The 15,114-nt window shown below is 64.0% G+C and carries 15 protein-coding genes; 10 read left to right on the top strand and 5 right to left on the bottom strand.

Annotated features, from left to right (window positions below):
• Positions 1–918: 918 nt before the first annotated feature.
• Together EB812_RS10715 and EB812_RS10710 are read right to left on the bottom strand one after the other, a co-directional pair.
• Positions 919–1,236: a TusE/DsrC/DsvC family sulfur relay protein gene (locus tag EB812_RS10715; RefSeq protein ID WP_008682206.1), complete on the bottom strand. Its 318-nt coding sequence runs from the start codon at positions 1,234–1,236 to the stop codon at positions 919–921.
• 233 nt (positions 1,237–1,469) lie between these two features.
• Positions 1,470–2,147 carry a CBS and ACT domain-containing protein gene (locus tag EB812_RS10710; RefSeq protein ID WP_118230810.1) on the bottom strand — a complete coding sequence of 226 codons (678 nt, stop codon included), beginning with the start codon at positions 2,145–2,147 and terminating at the stop codon, positions 1,470–1,472.
• A gap of 204 nt (positions 2,148–2,351) precedes the next feature.
• Between EB812_RS10710 and EB812_RS10705 the strand changes: the two genes are divergently transcribed.
• The gene (locus tag EB812_RS10705) at positions 2,352–2,846 is read left to right on the top strand and encodes a hypothetical protein (RefSeq protein WP_130958279.1); all 495 of its coding nucleotides are present in this window, start codon (positions 2,352–2,354) and stop codon (positions 2,844–2,846) included.
• 159 nt (positions 2,847–3,005) lie between these two features.
• Here EB812_RS10705 and dnaJ read toward each other — a convergent pair whose 3' ends face one another.
• Entirely contained in the window at positions 3,006–4,112 is a 1,107-nt protein-coding gene (gene dnaJ / locus EB812_RS10700) for a molecular chaperone DnaJ (RefSeq protein ID WP_118230807.1), read from the bottom strand.
• A 45-nt stretch (positions 4,113–4,157) separates the two neighbouring features.
• Complete coding sequence (gene rpoZ, locus EB812_RS10695; protein WP_118230806.1) at positions 4,158–4,394, bottom strand: DNA-directed RNA polymerase subunit omega; 237 nt, start codon at positions 4,392–4,394, stop codon at positions 4,158–4,160.
• Between the two features lie 291 nt (positions 4,395–4,685).
• Here rpoZ and EB812_RS10690 point away from each other — a divergent pair, with 291 nt between their 5' ends.
• The gene (locus EB812_RS10690) at positions 4,686–5,501 is read left to right on the top strand and encodes a tRNA lysidine(34) synthetase (RefSeq protein WP_130958278.1); all 816 of its coding nucleotides are present in this window, start codon (positions 4,686–4,688) and stop codon (positions 5,499–5,501) included.
• A 35-nt stretch (positions 5,502–5,536) separates the two neighbouring features.
• Positions 5,537–6,436, top strand: coding sequence for a M23 family metallopeptidase (locus EB812_RS10685; protein WP_118230804.1), 900 nt, complete (start codon positions 5,537–5,539; stop codon positions 6,434–6,436).
• Between the two features lie 77 nt (positions 6,437–6,513).
• Here EB812_RS10685 and EB812_RS10680 read toward each other — a convergent pair whose 3' ends face one another.
• Complete coding sequence (locus EB812_RS10680; RefSeq protein ID WP_118230803.1) at positions 6,514–7,311, bottom strand: DODA-type extradiol aromatic ring-opening family dioxygenase; 798 nt, start codon at positions 7,309–7,311, stop codon at positions 6,514–6,516.
• A gap of 284 nt (positions 7,312–7,595) precedes the next feature.
• Between EB812_RS10680 and EB812_RS10675 the strand changes: the two genes are divergently transcribed.
• The 7 genes from EB812_RS10675 to EB812_RS10645 all read left to right on the top strand — a co-directional run bounded on the left by EB812_RS10675 (position 7,596) and on the right by EB812_RS10645 (position 14,998).
• Complete coding sequence (locus EB812_RS10675) at positions 7,596–8,486, top strand: shikimate dehydrogenase family protein (RefSeq protein ID WP_118230802.1); 891 nt, start codon at positions 7,596–7,598, stop codon at positions 8,484–8,486.
• On the top strand, positions 8,477–8,926 hold the full coding sequence (aroQ, locus tag EB812_RS10670; protein ID WP_118230801.1) for a type II 3-dehydroquinate dehydratase: 450 nt from the start codon (positions 8,477–8,479) through the stop codon (positions 8,924–8,926). The genes EB812_RS10675 and aroQ overlap by 10 nt, the downstream gene beginning before the upstream one ends.
• A 124-nt stretch (positions 8,927–9,050) precedes the next feature.
• The gene (locus tag EB812_RS10665; protein ID WP_118230800.1) at positions 9,051–9,632 is read left to right on the top strand and encodes a 4Fe-4S dicluster domain-containing protein; all 582 of its coding nucleotides are present in this window, start codon (positions 9,051–9,053) and stop codon (positions 9,630–9,632) included.
• The gene (locus tag EB812_RS10660) at positions 9,629–10,534 is read left to right on the top strand and encodes a CoB--CoM heterodisulfide reductase iron-sulfur subunit B family protein (protein WP_118230799.1); all 906 of its coding nucleotides are present in this window, start codon (positions 9,629–9,631) and stop codon (positions 10,532–10,534) included. The genes EB812_RS10665 and EB812_RS10660 overlap by 4 nt, the downstream gene beginning before the upstream one ends.
• Positions 10,531–12,492, top strand: a complete 1,962-nt coding sequence (locus EB812_RS10655) for a CoB--CoM heterodisulfide reductase iron-sulfur subunit A family protein (RefSeq protein ID WP_118230798.1) — start codon at positions 10,531–10,533, stop codon at positions 12,490–12,492. The genes EB812_RS10660 and EB812_RS10655 overlap by 4 nt, the downstream gene beginning before the upstream one ends.
• Positions 12,480–13,928, top strand: coding sequence for a hydrogenase iron-sulfur subunit (locus EB812_RS10650; protein ID WP_118230797.1), 1,449 nt, complete (start codon positions 12,480–12,482; stop codon positions 13,926–13,928). The genes EB812_RS10655 and EB812_RS10650 overlap by 13 nt, the downstream gene beginning before the upstream one ends.
• A complete protein-coding gene (locus EB812_RS10645; protein ID WP_118230796.1) occupies positions 13,925–14,998 on the top strand; it encodes a 4Fe-4S dicluster domain-containing protein in 1,074 nt (357 codons plus the stop codon). Before EB812_RS10650 ends, EB812_RS10645 begins: the two co-directional genes overlap by 4 nt.
• Positions 14,999–15,114: the final 116 nt, after the last annotated feature.

Raw genomic sequence — 15,114 nt, 5'->3', positions numbered from 1 at the left:
TCCCCCCTTCCCCCCACGCCCCCCATCCCCTTCAAAAAACTTCATTCCCCCACAGAACCGCATAGGGCATACCCTGACCGCAAAAAAAAGTTTCCCGCGCCACAAGGGCTTGCCAAAACCATCCAGCATGCTGACGGCGCACGGATGTGGGATTTCACTGGCGTTGAGCGCGGCATAAAGGGGTGTGGTCGCGCAGCGGCACACCCCAGCCGCGCCGGACACAGTTACACTGCCGCCCAACCAACATAAAGCAAACACTGACGGCAAATGCGCGGAGAACCTGCGAGGGCACGAAAGACGCCGGACACGGGACCCGGCAAAATATGGGGGCTGTGGGGCCTGCGGTTGTTGCGCCCGGCATAAGGGGCGCGGTCGCGCAAGCGGCGCGCCCCAGCCGCGCCGAACATGGTGGGGCTGCCCTGGGAAAGCGGGGGGTTATGGGGGGTGTGGGGGGCCTAAGGGGGGGCGCAGCCCCGCCCTTGGCCCCCTGCCCTCGCCGGAGGCGGCCCAAATAACGACAAAGAAAGAACCGCCGCGCCCGCAGGGCAACCAGCCTCCGGCAGGATCCCCCGCCTTCCGGCGGAACTCCCAACCGCACAGCGGCCCCCTCGCCGGAGGCGGCCCAAACGCCAGACAAAAACCAAACCGCCGTGCCCGCAGGGCAACCAGCCTCCGGCAGGATCCCCCGCCTTCCGGCGGAACTCCCAACCGCACAGCGGCTCCCTCGCCTTCCGGCGGAATTCCCAGCCGCGCAGCGGCCCTCCTCGCCAGGGTACTCCCTTTCTTTTGCGACTCCTGTCGCAGCCCCCATAAAAACGCCGCAGAGAACAAATCCCTCCTGCGCTTTGGCGCAAAAACGCAAAAAGCGGGAGGGCAAGCCCTCCCGCTTCGCGGAAAAAATGCTGTAACGGCCGGAAACTACACGCAGCCCGTGGGCTTGGGCAGACCGGCCATCTTGCAGGCGCCCTTGCCGGGGCCGGAGGGGAAGAGCTCGTACACTTCCTTCAGCTTGTAACCGGTGTTTTTGGAAAGGATGCGGACCATGGGGGCGATGCCGTTCTTCTTGTAGTAATCCTGCAGGAAGTCCAGAATCTTCTGATGGTCGGGCGTAATCTCGGAGATGCCTTCCGATTCCTTCACATACTCCATCCATTCAGGGCACCAGTCGTCAAAACGCAGCAGGAAACCGTCTTCGTCAACTTCAAAGCTTTTACCTTTATAGGTGATCTCAGCCATGCGTGTGTCCTCCTTGGACAGATATTGCTCAACTCCGCCAGGGCAAGCCTACCCCAACGCTACGCCAACCGGGCAAACCCGGCCGAATTCCTTCGTAGGCGCGAAAGCGTAACGCAATCACAACGAATGCGTTTATGCCACAAACAAAACTCCTTGGCAAGCCCCGGCCGTTTTTTTGGCCTCCGGGCCCAGCCTTGACGAAAATTTTTGCGTTTTCATTTCAGAAAGATATATTAATCATGATTGCATTGATTGCATACTCGCCCAGCGCAATACAGCACATGGGCCTGTTTGCCGATAGCTTCCAGCAAGGCCTTTTCGGCATCGGGGCTGTCCATCTGGCGGATGCGCAAAAAAACCTGCCGCGCGCCGTCGTCGCTGTTGGCCGTCAGCACAGAAAGCAGACGGGCGCTGTGGGCGCGCAACGTGTCAAAAATAGGCCGCATGGTGCCGGGCGCATCCGGCAGTTCTACCCCCACCTGGATGCCGCCCTGCCGCGCGCCGGTAATGTCCACCAAAGCCTTGAACACATCCTGGTCGGAAAGTATCCCCACCATCCGGCCGCTTTCTTCCACCACGGGCAGACCGCCGATTTTGTGGTCCAGCATGAGCATGGCCGCCTTTTCCACCGTTTCCGCTGGGGAAATGGTGATGGGGTTGGCGGTCATGATGTTCTTGGCCTTGAGTTCGGCCAGCAGGTAGTGCATCTCATACATATCCAGCGTGGTGGCCTTGGAAGGCGAGGCGTCGCGCACGTCGCGGTCGGAAATAATGCCGACCACATGGCCTTTGTCGTCCAGCACGGGCAGCCGACGGATATTGTGGTCTTTCAGCAGCTTGCCCACCTTGAGCAGAGAAGTCTCCGGCGTAACGCTCACAACGTCGGTGGTCATCCAGTTCTGTACGAGCATGCTTCCCTCCAGAGGGACAGGAATGTTGTAGGCAACAAACAGGGCCACGCCTCTCGCAGCGCCTCTTTCTTTATACACCACTTCCGGGAGGCAGTACAAGCCCACCGCGGATCGGCTCCGGCAGCCACTTTACGCCCCCCTCTTGCGCCCCTTGAGCGAAAGGCATATGCGGAGCTGGGAAACAGCTTTCCCCAAGGAGAAACCATGAACGCAAGCAATCTCACCTGGAAGCATATGGCCCTGACTGCTGCGGCGGCCGTCCTGTTCTACGGCCTGGCCCCCGCGCTGCCTGCTGACGCAGCCAACGAAGCCCCGAATCAGCAGCAACAGCGGCAGGACCAACGCCGCCAACCCCAGCGTCAGGACATGCGCGGCAACAGCGGGCAACACCGCCAGGACATGCACGGCAACAACGGACAGCACCGTCAGGACATGCGCGGCAACAGCGGGCAGCACCGTCAGGACATGCGCCACGACCAGCGCCGCGACCGCCCAAATGGTCATATGGACCGCCGCCACGACCAACGCGGCCCCCAGAACGGCCAGATGCACAAACCCAACGGTCAGCGCCCGCCCCGCGACGGCCAGATGCACAATCCCAACGGCCAGCGCCCGCCCCGTGACGGCCAGATGCATAACCCCAACGGCCAGCGCCCGCCTCGCGGCAATGACGACGGCCCGCGCGAAGGTCTGAACTGACCAACGCGACGTAAGCTCCAAAAGCCCCACGAAACGCAACGTTTCGTGGGGCTTTTTCTGTATCGGGCCGCCCTGCCGCAGCCTGCCGAACCAGAGACGTTCAGGCGGCGTGGCGGGCGTCTGCGTACACAACCGTCAGGGCATTGCAAAGGTGCAGGCCTAGTCCAGGCCCATGGCCTTGCCGATCTTCTTGGCGGCCTTTTTGACCTTGGCCAGGGGCGTTTTTTCGCCTGCGGCAGCGAACTGACGCAGCAAATCTTCCTGTTCTTTGGAAAGGCGGGTGGGGGTCAGCACGCGCACTTCCACCAGCAGATCGCCGCGCGCCTGCCTGCCGGGATAGGGCATGCCCTCGCCGGCCAGACGCAGCAGCGTGCCGCTCTGCACGCCGCGCGGAATTTCAAGGGGCAGCGGCCCGTCCAGGCCGGGCACGTCCACCCGATGCCCCAAGGCCGCCTCCACAAAGCCGATTTCCTGCGTATAGAGCAGGTCTTGCCCTTCCCGCCGCCAGCGCTTGTCGGCCTCTACCGTCAGGACTACATAGAGGTCGCCTGGGGGGCCGCCGTGTTCGCCGGGCTCACCCTCGCCGCGCACGCGCAGGCGCGTGCCCGTGTCCACGCCGGCGGGCACGCGCACCACCAGCTCACGGGTGTCAGTCACTACGCCCTCGCCCTTGCACCGCGGGCAAGGTTTAACAATGACCCGGCCGGAACCGTGGCACACCGGGCAGGGCATGGCGATCTGGAAAAAGCCCTGAGTCCGCCGCACCTGCCCCGAACCGCCGCAGTGGCGACAGGTCTCGGCCTTGCTGCCGGGGGCAGCCCCGCTGCCGCGGCATTCGGCACAGACCACATGCTTGGGCAGCGAAAGGGTAATCTCGTCCCCTTTGGCCGCCTGGGCAAATGAGATGTTCAGATTGTAGCGCAGGTCGGCCCCCACCGTGGGGCGCGGACCACGCGCAGTTGCGGAAAAGCCGAACAAATCGCCAAAAATGTCGCTGAAATGGGCAAAAATATCCTCAGTGCTGCCAAAACCGCCTGCGCCGCCCTGCACGCCCGCCCGGCCAAAGCGGTCATAGCGGGCGCGTTTTTCCGGGTCGCGCAGCACATCGTAGGCCTCGGCGGCCTCTTTAAACTTCCGCTCGGCCTCGGCATCCCCAGGATTATGGTCCGGGTGATACTTGAGGGCCAGTTTGCGGTAGGCGCGTTTAATGGCGTCGGTTTCAGCGTCGCGGGCGACGCCCAGCACCTCGTAGTAGTCAAGCTCCATCGTGGTTCCGATCAGCGCGTTGCGGTTTGCAAATGGGTGGGATGCCTAGTCTTCGCCGCCGACAGTCTGCCCTTCCGGCAGCGGATTGTACAGGCTGAGATCGTCGGGCAACACCTTGCCCGCCGCAATTTCGCGCAGGGCCGTCACCACTTCCTTGTTGCGCGATTCCACCAGGGCCTCATAGCCCTCGCGGTACTGGTGCACCCGCTTGATGGCCATCTGCACCAGCAAAAAGCGGTTGTCCACACGTTCCTGACAATCTTCTACAGTAATACGGGCCATGCTGCCTCCATGGGCGGTTCCTGCGGCCGTCGTCTGTCGACGCGCCGCGCTTGCGGAACCCCTGCCCTGCGTAACATATCCGGGCCGCCTGGGCGGCTTTTTCCGCTGCATCCCGCCGGGCGCGGTCTGCATGACCACGGGCGGGTTTCCGGCATAAACATAATGCCGCCCGCCCCCATGTAAAGGGCCGGGCAGACCAGCGTACAGGTTTTGACCTGCCGAAATGAGATATGCTAGAGGCTCTCATCGCCCTTGTCAAGGGCACAGTCTGCAGCACAAGGAGCATACCACATGTCGGGCAATAAAGGTAAAAAACGTTCTTTCGCGCAGGAGCTCTGCGTCAAAAGCGCCGGCAGGGCCATGCAAAGGGCCGGCATGCTCTGGCCCGGCTGCCGGGTGGGCGTGGCCGTATCCGGCGGGGTAGACAGCTTTGTGCTGCTCAAGACCCTGCAAATCCGCCAGGGCATTGTGCCCTTTCCCTTTGAAATCATGGCCCTGCACCTTAATCCAGGTTTTGATCCGCAAAGCCACGCGGCCCTGCCGGGCTGGCTGGCCCGGCACGGCATCGCCAGCCATGTGGAGGTGACAGACTACGGCCCCGAAGCCCATTCGGAAAAAAATCTGCGTCGTTCGGCCTGCTTCCGCTGCGCCTGGCTCCGGCGCAAGCGGCTGTTTGAACTCTGCGCGCGCTACAAGCTGACGCACCTGGCCCTGGGGCACAACGCCGACGACCTGGTGCAGACCTTCTTCCTGAACCTTTGCCGCAACGGCCGGGTTGACGGCATGCACATGAACGAATCCTTCTTCGGCGGCGGCCTGCATCTTATCCGTCCGCTCCTGCTGGTGGAAAAAAAATATATCCTCAAGGCCGCCCGCCAATGGGCTTTGCCCGTCTGGGCCAACGCCTGCCCCTCGGCCGGGCACACGGCCCGCAGCGCCATGAGCGCCACCCTGGAGCAGCTCTACGGCGTGGCCCGCGACGCCCGCCGCTGCATCTACAACGGCCTGGCGCGCTGGCAGATGGAACAGAACAGCGCCGCCCCGCAGGAGGACGCAAACCCGACGCAAGGCGCGGCCCCGACAGCCCACGCCCCCATACGCCATTGACAGGGCCGGGAAAGCGGACCTAAAGTGGCCCACCCATGCTTTTTGGCAAATACCACATTGTCATTTTTAAGGAAGGCCGCAGCGGCAGCCGCAACCTGCGTTTACGCGGCTGGCTTGGCTTTGCCGCCGCCGCTCTGGCGCTGAGCCTTGTAGCCGCCAACGTCTGGCTGCTGCGGGCCTGGCTTGAGTCGCGCCACCTGGCCGACGACCTGCAGAACGCTCAGAGCCTTCTGGAAGGCCAACGCCGCCAGATGGTCCACCTGGCCGGGCGCATCACGGGCGTAAGCCGCGACCTGGAGCGGGTGCAGCGCTTTGACAGCAAGCTGCGCATCATGATGAATATGGAAAAAGACCCGCAAGACGCCGGCGGCGGCATGGACCGGCCAGGGGATTTTTCCCGCCTGTATCTGCCCCTGCACCGGCAGGAGCTGGCGGCCCGCAAAATGCAGGATTTTCTTGACCGCCTTTCCGAATCCACCCGCCTGGAAGAAGTGCGCCAGCAGGACTTGCTCCTGGCCTTGCGCGAAAACCGCGAGGCCCTTTCCTCCATGCCCACCATCTGGCCCGTGGTGGGCTTTGTATCCTCCAGTTTCGGCTGGCGCTCCTCGCCTTTCGGCGGCCGGGGGCAGTTCCACAAAGGGCTGGACATCACCAACCGCGTGGGCACGCCCGTGGTAGCCCCGGCCCAGGGCGCGGTAACCTTCAGCGGGCACGACGGCGCCTACGGCATCAGCGTGGAGATCAACCACGGCGGCGGCATCACCACCAAGTACGGCCATTTGCAGCGCAGCGCCGTACAGCCCGGCCAATGGATCAAACGCGGCTCGGTCCTCGGCTATGTGGGCAACACAGGCCGCACCACCGGCCCCCACCTGCACTACGAGGTGCGCCTCAACGGGGTGCCCGTCAACCCCATGCGCTACATCCTGGAATAAACCGGCGGATCTCCGCCCTGCGGCAGGCCGGGGAAGGTTGCCCACCCCTTTCCGGCTCAGGCCGGCTTCCGCCCCGATTACGCCAAAGCAAAACCTGCCAGCGGCGCGCCCATGGCGCGGCCATGAAAGGCCAGGCGACCCTGTCCCGCCGCGCCCGCCAGCACCATGAGCGGCAGCAGATGTTCTTCGCGCGGGTGGGCAAAGCGCGCGCCCGGCGCTTCCGTCCAGCGCGCCAGGCGCTGGTTGCGCGCCGTCGGCGGCAGGTCGCACACGCTCTCAACCAACCAACGGTCAAAGGCCTCCGCCCCGGGAATGGGCATATTGTCCCCGTAGCGAAAGGCCCGCATGTTATGAAAGCTCATGCCGCTGCCCACCAGCAGCACGTCCGCGTCACGCAAAGGGGCCAGGGCGCGCCCCAGGGCCAGATGTTCTTCGGGGTCCAGTCCCTGCCGCAGCGAAATCTGCACCGTGGGCATGTCCGCCTGAGGAAAGGACAGCAGGCCGGGGATAAAGACCCCGTGGTCAAAGCCCCGCCGATCGTCCTCATCCAGCGCCAGGCCGGCCCCGCGCAGCAGGCCGCGCACACGCTCGAACAGCTCCGGAGCCGCCGGGGCGGGCCAGTGCAGGTCATAGGTGTGCGGCGGAAAGTCATAATAATCGTACAGCAGGTCCGGATCGGGCGTGGTGAGCAGGGTAAAACGCGGGGCCTCCCAGTGGGCGGAAATCACCACCTGCGCTTTGGGCCGACGCGGCAGCGCGGCGGGAATGGCGCGCAGCCACGCGCCCAGTTTTTTCCAGGTGTCCGGCGGGTTCCAGTCCATAAAAAAGCAGGGGCCGCCCCCGTGGGGGACGTAGTAGGCAGGCATGGCAGGCATGAAGGCCTCCTTTAGAGCAGTTAGCGAATGAAATGAGCTATCTGCTCTGCAAGGATTTTCTTGAAAATCCTTGCCACGAAATGCGAGAAGGCAGGCTTTTGCCTGCCGTAAGCGAGCATTTCAAGTGTTAAATGCTCTAGAGGCATGCTACACGCCATCCGCACCCGCGCCAAGCCCTGCCCGCCGCCCTTCAGGGCTTTTCTTTTACGGCGCATTGCGGCACAATTAAAACTTAACTTTGCGGGGAGCGCACGCGCCGGCTCCCCAGGCTTTTCGAGGTTGTCATGGAAGATCTGGCCCTGTACGGCGTTACGGGCTGGCCGCTGGGCCAGAGCCTTTCGCCGCTGCTGCACAATACGGGCTTTCAGGCCCTGCGCCTGCCCGCGGCCTATGCCCGCTGGGAAGTGCCGCCCGAAAAGCTGCCCGCTTTTGTGGAAAGCGTGCGCCTGTTGCACATCCGCGGCTGTTCGGTAACCATCCCCCACAAGGTGGCCCTGACCCCGCTGCTGGACGCGGTAAGCCCGCTGGCCCGGCAGGTAGGCGCGGTCAACACCCTGTACTGGCAGGACGACGCCCTCTGCGGGCACAATACCGACGTGGCGGGCTTTCTGGCCCCCTTGGCCGGCCTGCCCCTGGACCGGGGCGACGCCCTGTTGCTGGGCGCGGGCGGCGCCGCGCGAGCCGTGGCCGCCGGGCTCACCGGCCTGCCCCAGGACAAACGCCCCCGGCGCATCTATGTGGCCACGCCGTCTAACCGCTCCCACCTGCCCCTGGCGCAGACCTTCGGCCTGACCCCCCTGCCGTGGGAAGAACGCCACAGCGTGCCTGCCCTGCTGGTGGTCAACACCACGCCTCTGGGCATGTGCGGCAAGGCCGGAACAGCAACGCCCTACGATTTTGCCCAAGCCCCCTTGCCGCACTGCCAACAGGACGATTTTTTTGACGGAACGGCTGCGCAGGCAACGCCTTTGGCCTACGACCTGGTGTACAACCCACTGGAAACGCGCTTCCTGCGCGAAGCGCGGCTGGCGGGGCGACGCGGCATTTCCGGGCTGGAGATGTTTTACGGCCAGGGCGACGCCCAATTCCGCCTCTGGACGGGCCGGGCCCTACCGCCGCAGGCGCGGCAGGCGCTGGACGCAGCCCTGAAAGTAAAGGAGATCCCATGCGTATAGCGGTACTGCACGGCGTGAACCTGAACATGTTCGGGCAACGCGACCCGACCCAGTACGGCACAGCGACCCTGGCGGACATCGACGCTGCCCTGGCGTCCCTGGGCCGGGAGCTGGACGTGACTGTGGACTGCTTTCAGACCAACCACGAAGGCCTGCTGGTGGAGCGCATCCACAACCTGGCGGACTCGGACGCGCGGGCCGTGGTCATCAATGCCGGAGCCTGGACCCACTACAGCTACGCCCTGGCCGACGCCCTGGCCATTTTGCGCGTGCCCGTGGTGGAGGTGCACATGTCCAACGTGCACGCGCGGGAGACCTTCCGACACCATTCAGTACTGGCGCCGGTCTGCGCGGGCAGCGTCTGCGGCTTCGGCGTGGAAAGCTACCTGCTGGGGCTGCGCGCGGCCCACAGCCTGGCCCTGCGCGCGGGGGGAGTGTAAGAAACAAAATTTTGTACAGTTTTTCACTGCCCCGACCCTAGCTTTTCCTGCCTGTTTGGGGTATTTTTCGTCTGATTTTGTATAGTCCAGGCTTCTTTAGTCAGCCTCTAACCAGAGAGTTCCCATGAGCGACGCCATCAACCTGAGCCGGATGCGCGACGCCGCCTTTACGGCGGAAGTGGAGGCGCACAGCGGCCAAAACGTGTCTACCTGCTACCAGTGCGGCAACTGTACGGCCGGCTGTCCGGCAGGTTTTGTCTATGACCTGCAGGCCAGCCAGATTATGCGCGCCGTACAACTGGGCCTGAAGGACATGGTGCTGGATTCCAAGTCCATCTGGATGTGTCTGTCCTGTTCTACCTGTAGCCAGCGCTGCCCCAACAATATTGATGTGGGCGGCGTCATGGAAACCCTGCGGCACATGGCCCGCCAGGAAGGGCGCGTCACCGTGCCCAAGGTGGAAAAATTCTGGTGGTCCTTCCTTGATACTGTGCGCGCCTTTGGCCGCACTTACGAAATCGGCACCATGGCCTTGTACATGATGCGCTCCATGCGCGTGTTCACGGATCTGGACCTGGCGCCGGAGGCCCTCAAGAAAGGCAAACTGGGCTTCAAGCCCCATGTGCTGCCCCACGGCGCGGCTCCGGTGGCCCGTATCTTCAAGCGCTACAAAGAGCGCGCCAAACGCGAGGGGGTGCGGCCGTGAATTTTGCCTACTATCCCGGCTGTTCGGCCCGCGGCTCTTCGGCGGATTACGAAAAATCCACCCAGGCCGTGTGCAAGGCCCTGAACATGAACCTTGTGGATATTCCGGACTGGAGCTGCTGCGGCTCTACCCCGGCCCACGCCGTAAGCAGCGAGCTTTCCGCCGCGCTCTGCGTGCGCAACCTGGACATCGCCGCCCAGCAGCAGGCCGACCTGCTGCTTACCCCCTGCCCCAGTTGCCTTTCCAACCTGCGCATGGCCTCCAAGCGTATGGAAGACCCCCAGTTCCGCGCCAGAGTGGACGAACTGCTGGACGGCCCTGCGGCAGAAAAATTCCCGCCCGTGACTTCGGTCATGCAGGGCATTGCCGGTCAGCTGGACATGGACGCCATCGCCTCCCGCGTGCGCAAGAGCCTCAAGGGCCTCAAGCTGGCCGCCTATTACGGCTGTCTCATGAGCCGCCCGGCGGAAATCATGGACTTCGGCGATCCGGAAAACCCCACCCTCATGGAGAGCATGCTGGCCGCCTGCGGAGCGGAGATGGTGGACTTTCCGCTCAAGACCTCCTGTTGCGGCGCTTCGTTCGGCATTCCCGAACGGAGCATGACGGCCCGCAACACCGGGCGCATCCTCGACCTGGCCACACGCCTGGGCGTGGACGCGGTCATTGTGGCCTGTCCCCTCTGCCAGATGAACCTGGACCTTCGGCAGGTGCAGGCCGGCGACGCCGTGCAGACGCGCTTCAATCTGCCCATCCTCTATTATACGCAAATGCTGGGCCTGGCCTTTGACCTGCCCAAGACCGACCTGGGCCTGGAAAAACTGCGCGTCAGCGCCGACGGTCTTATCGCCAAACTGGAAGAACTGCGCCGCGCCGACGCCGCTGAAGGAGGCCGGTCATGAGAATAGGCGTCTTCATCTGCCACTGCGGCAGCAACATTGCCGGCACCGTGGACTGCGCCAAGGTGGCCGAAATCGCCCGCAGCTACCCCGATGTGGTCTACGCCACCGACCCCATGTACACCTGCGCCGAACCGGGCCAGGCCGCCATTGAGGCCGCCATCCACGAAAACAAGCTGGACGGCGTGGTGGTGGCTTCCTGTTCGCCGCGCATGCACGAGCCCACCTTCCGCCGCACGGTAGAACGCGCGGGCCTCAACCGTTACATGCTCGAAATGGCCAACATCCGCGAGCACGTTTCCTGGATCGGCCGCGACAAGGAAGCCAATACCAACAAGGCCGCCGAGCTGGTGCGCCTGGCCGTGGAAAAGCTGCGCAACAACAAACCCCTGCTGGCCAAGAAGTTTGACGTCACCAAGCGCGTGCTGATCATCGGCGGCGGCGTGGCGGGCATCCAGGCCGCCCTGGACTGCGCCGAAGGTGGCGTGCCCGTGGTGCTGGTGGAGCGCGAGGCCACCATCGGCGGCAAAATGGCCAAACTGGACAAGACCTTCCCCACCGTGGACTGCTCGGCCTGTATTCTGGGCCCCAAGATGGTGGACGTGGCCCAGCACCCCAACATCACCCTCTACGCCTACTCTGAGGTAGAAGACGTTTCCGGCTATGTTGGCAACTTTACTGTCAAAATCCGCAAGCGTTCCACCTATGTGGACTGGAGCCTGTGCACGGGCTGCGGGGCCTGCACCGAAAAGTGTCCGGCCAAAAAAACGCCCGACGCCTTTAACGAGCTTACGGGCAACACCACGGCCATCACCATAGCATTTCCCCAGGCCATCCCCAAGAAGGCCGTCATCAACCCGCAGTTCTGCCGTCAGCTCACCAAGGGCAAATGCGGCGTGTGCGCCAAGGTCTGCCCCACCGGGGCCATCAAGTACGACATGGAGGACGAGATCGTCACCGAAGAGGTGGGCAGCATTGTGGCCGCCACGGGCTACGACCTCATGGACTGGACCGTCTATCAGGAATACGGCGGCGGGGCCTACCCGGACGTGATCACCTCTCTGCAGTACGAGCGCCTGCTTTCGGCCTCCGGCCCCACGGGCGGGCACATCAAGCGCCCCTCGGACGGCAAGGAGCCCCAAAACATCGTCTTCATCCAGTGCGTGGGTTCGCGCGACAAATCCATCGGCCGCCCCTACTGTTCCGGCTTTTGCTGCATGTACACGGCCAAGCAGGCCATCCTCACCAAGGACCACATCCCCGATTCCAAGTCCTTCGTCTTCTATATGGATATCCGCGCGCCGGGCAAGATGTACGACGAGTTCACCCGCCGCGCCATGGAGGAATACGGCACGGAATACATCCGCGGCCGCGTTTCCCAGATCTACCCGGACGGCCAGGGCCAGCTTGCAGTGCTGGGCGTGGATACCCTGCTGGGCCGCCCCGTGGAGGTGCACGCCGACCTGGTGGTGCTGGCCGTGGGCATTGAAGCCAGCAAGGGCGCGCCCCAACTGGCCGAAAAGCTGCGCATCTCTTACGACAGCTACGGCTTCTTCATGGAAAGCCATGTGAAGCTCAAACCGGTGGAGACCAACACCGCCGGCGTATTCCTGGCCGGCGTGTGCCAGGGGGCCAAGGACATTCCGGCCTCCGTGGCCCAGGGTTCGGCGGCGGCGGCCAAGGTGCTGGCCCTGTTCGCCAAAGACAAACTGGAAAGCGACCCGCAGATCGCCCAGGTGGACATCCGCCGCTGCGTCAACTGCGGCAAGTGCATCCGCTGCTGCCCCTTCGGGGCCATCAAGGAAGTGGAAATCCGCGGCGAGGGCAAGGCCCAGGTCATTGAGACCGTCTGCCAGGGCTGCGGTCTGTGCACGTCCACCTGCCCGCAGGGGGCCATCCAGCTTTCACACGCCACCGACAACCAGATCCTTGCGGAGGTGAACGCCTTATGCCAGTGCTGACCGGCAAAGAACTGCGGATCGTGGGCTTTCTCTGCAACTGGTGCTCCTACGGCGGCGCGGATACGGCCGGCGTGGCCCGCGCCACCCAACCCACGGATTTACGCATTATCCGCGTGCCCTGCTCGGGCCGCATCGACCCCCTGTTCATCGTCAAGGCCCTGCTCAACGGCGCGGACGGCGTACTGGTTTCCGGCTGCCACCCGCGCGACTGCCACTACGCCGCGGGCAACTTCTACGCCCGCCGCCGCCTGGAAGTGCTCAAGCAGTTCCTGCCCGTGCTGGGCATTGATGAACGTCGCTTTGAATACACCTGGGTTTCCGCCTCCGAAGGCCAGCGCTGGCAGCAGGTGGTGACGGTCTTCACTGACCGCATCCACAAACTGGGGCCCGCCCCCAGGCTGGAAAACGCCGACCCCCTGCTGGAAGTGGCCGACATGGCCCTCAAGTCCCTGCGGCCTTTGGGCACAGGGCAGAAGGCCGCCCTGGACGACCTCAAAGAGGCCATCAAGGCCAAGCTGCCAGAACTGGACTGCGTCATCGGCTGGCAGCAGGGCTACGACGCGGCCCACACCGTGCCCCTGTTCATGCGCACGCCCGAAGACGTGGACAAGCTGGTCTGGGGGCCCTTTAACGTCAACAACCCCGCCGTGTACCTGCCGTCCTTCAAAGGCAAGAAGGTGGGCGTGGTGGTCAAGGGCTGCGATTCCCGCTCTGTGGTGGAACTGCTGCAGGAAAATCTCATCCGCCGCGAGGACGTGACCATCTTTGCCCTGCCCTGCGAGGGTACCCTGGATATGGCCCGCGTCAATCAGGATTTGGGCCGCTACACCAAGATCGACAGCGTCAGCTACGACGAGGCCGGCGTGACCATCACCGCCGACGGCAAGGAACACCGCTTCTGCATCACGGACTACGCCCAGGGCAAGTGCTACGGCTGTACCACGCCGTCGGCCGTGCTGGCCGACACGCGCCTGGGCGAACCCGTCAAGGTGGAACCCGGCCCCTGTACCCCGCCGGAACTGGCCCTGCTGGATTCCATGAGCCTGGACCAGCGCCTGGGCTTCTGGAAGGCGCAGATGGACCGCTGCCTGCGCTGCTACGCCTGCCGCAACGCCTGCCCCATGTGCGTGTGCCGCGACTTCTGCGTTTCAGACAGCCGCGACCCCCACTGGATGTCACAGGAAGATTCGGCCAAAGAAAAACTCTTTTTCCAGACCATCCACGCCCTGCACCTGGCCGGGCGCTGCACGGGCTGCGGCGAATGCCAGCGGGCCTGCCCCGTGGGCATCCCCATTCTGGCCTTGCGCCAGCAGATAGCCCGCGCCGTGGGCCAGCTCTTTGACGGCTACAAGCCCGGCCTCAACCCGGACGACACGCCGCCCCTGCTGGGCTATGAAGTGGTTGAAAAGAATATTCATGAGAGGGACTGGAAATGAGCACCTTCCGCTTTGTTACCCCTGACGGTCTGCCCGCTTTTCTGGCCTACCTCTCGCAAAACGGCCGCCGGGTGCTGGCGCCGGTGGAAAAACCGGCGGACAAGCTCTCGGTGGTCTTCGAGCCCTGGCAGGAAGGCAAGCCCTTTACCCTGACCAAAGCCACTGTGCCCGCCAAGGAAGCCGTGCTGCCCCAGTGCGAAACCCTGGTGCGCTACAAAAAAACCAAAGACCCCGAAAACCCCGAACGTGTCTCCATGAGCCTGGACGACACGCCCGAAGCCCAGCCCACCGTAGTCTTCGCCTGTCGCCCCTGCGACGCGCGCGGCTATGCCACCCTGGACCGCCCCTACCTTAAAGGCCCCTACGCCGACCCCTACTACAAGGCCCGGCGCGAACAGCTGGCGGTGATCACCCTCACCTGTCCCTGCGGCTGCAACACCTGTTTCTGCCACTGGGTGGGCGGCGGCCCCACCTCTCCCGAAGGTTCGGACGTGCTCATGACCGAAATCGAGGGCGGCTATGTGCTCCAGGCCATCACGCCCAAGGGCGCGGAACTGCTGGAGGCCTCTGACCTCAAAGACGGAGCGGAGCTCTTCCCCAAAGCCGAAGCCGCCCGCAAAGCGGCCTGGGCCAGCCTGGAGCCCGCGCCAAATCTTAAAGAAGCCCCGCAAAAAGTGGCCGCCCGCTTTACGGATGTGGACTTCTGGCAGCGCTGGACAGACCGCTGCCTCTCCTGCGGCGCGTGCACCTACTTCTGCCCCACTTGCTACTGCTTCACCATCACCGACGAGGGCGAAGGCCTGAGCGAGAAGGGCGGACGCCGCCTGCGCAGCTGGGACAACTGCATGTCCTCTCTGTTCACGCGGGAGGCCAGCGGCCACAACCCCCGCATGCTCAAGGCGCTGCGCATGCGCAACCGCGTGTCGCACAAATTCTCCACCTATCCTGAAAACTGGGGCGTCTTCTCCTGCAACGGCTGCGGCCGCTGCATCAGCAACTGCCCCGTCTGCCTGGACATCCGCGCCATTGTGCTGGCCGCCATGGATGAAGGGCAGAGCCCCAAGGAGTAGGAGCCCATGGCAACCAAAAAAACTTCCGCCAAAACCAAACCCACCGCCGCGCCCAAGCCCGCCGCCAAAGCGGCCGCCGCCACGGCCCCCGTGAAGGAGAAGCCCATGGCCGCTCC

Origin of the sequence: Desulfovibrio legallii (assembly GCF_004309735.1) — a bacterium.
Classification (GTDB): domain Bacteria; phylum Desulfobacterota; class Desulfovibrionia; order Desulfovibrionales; family Desulfovibrionaceae; genus Desulfovibrio; species Desulfovibrio legallii.
This window is presented reverse-complemented; position numbering and strand designations above follow the sequence as displayed.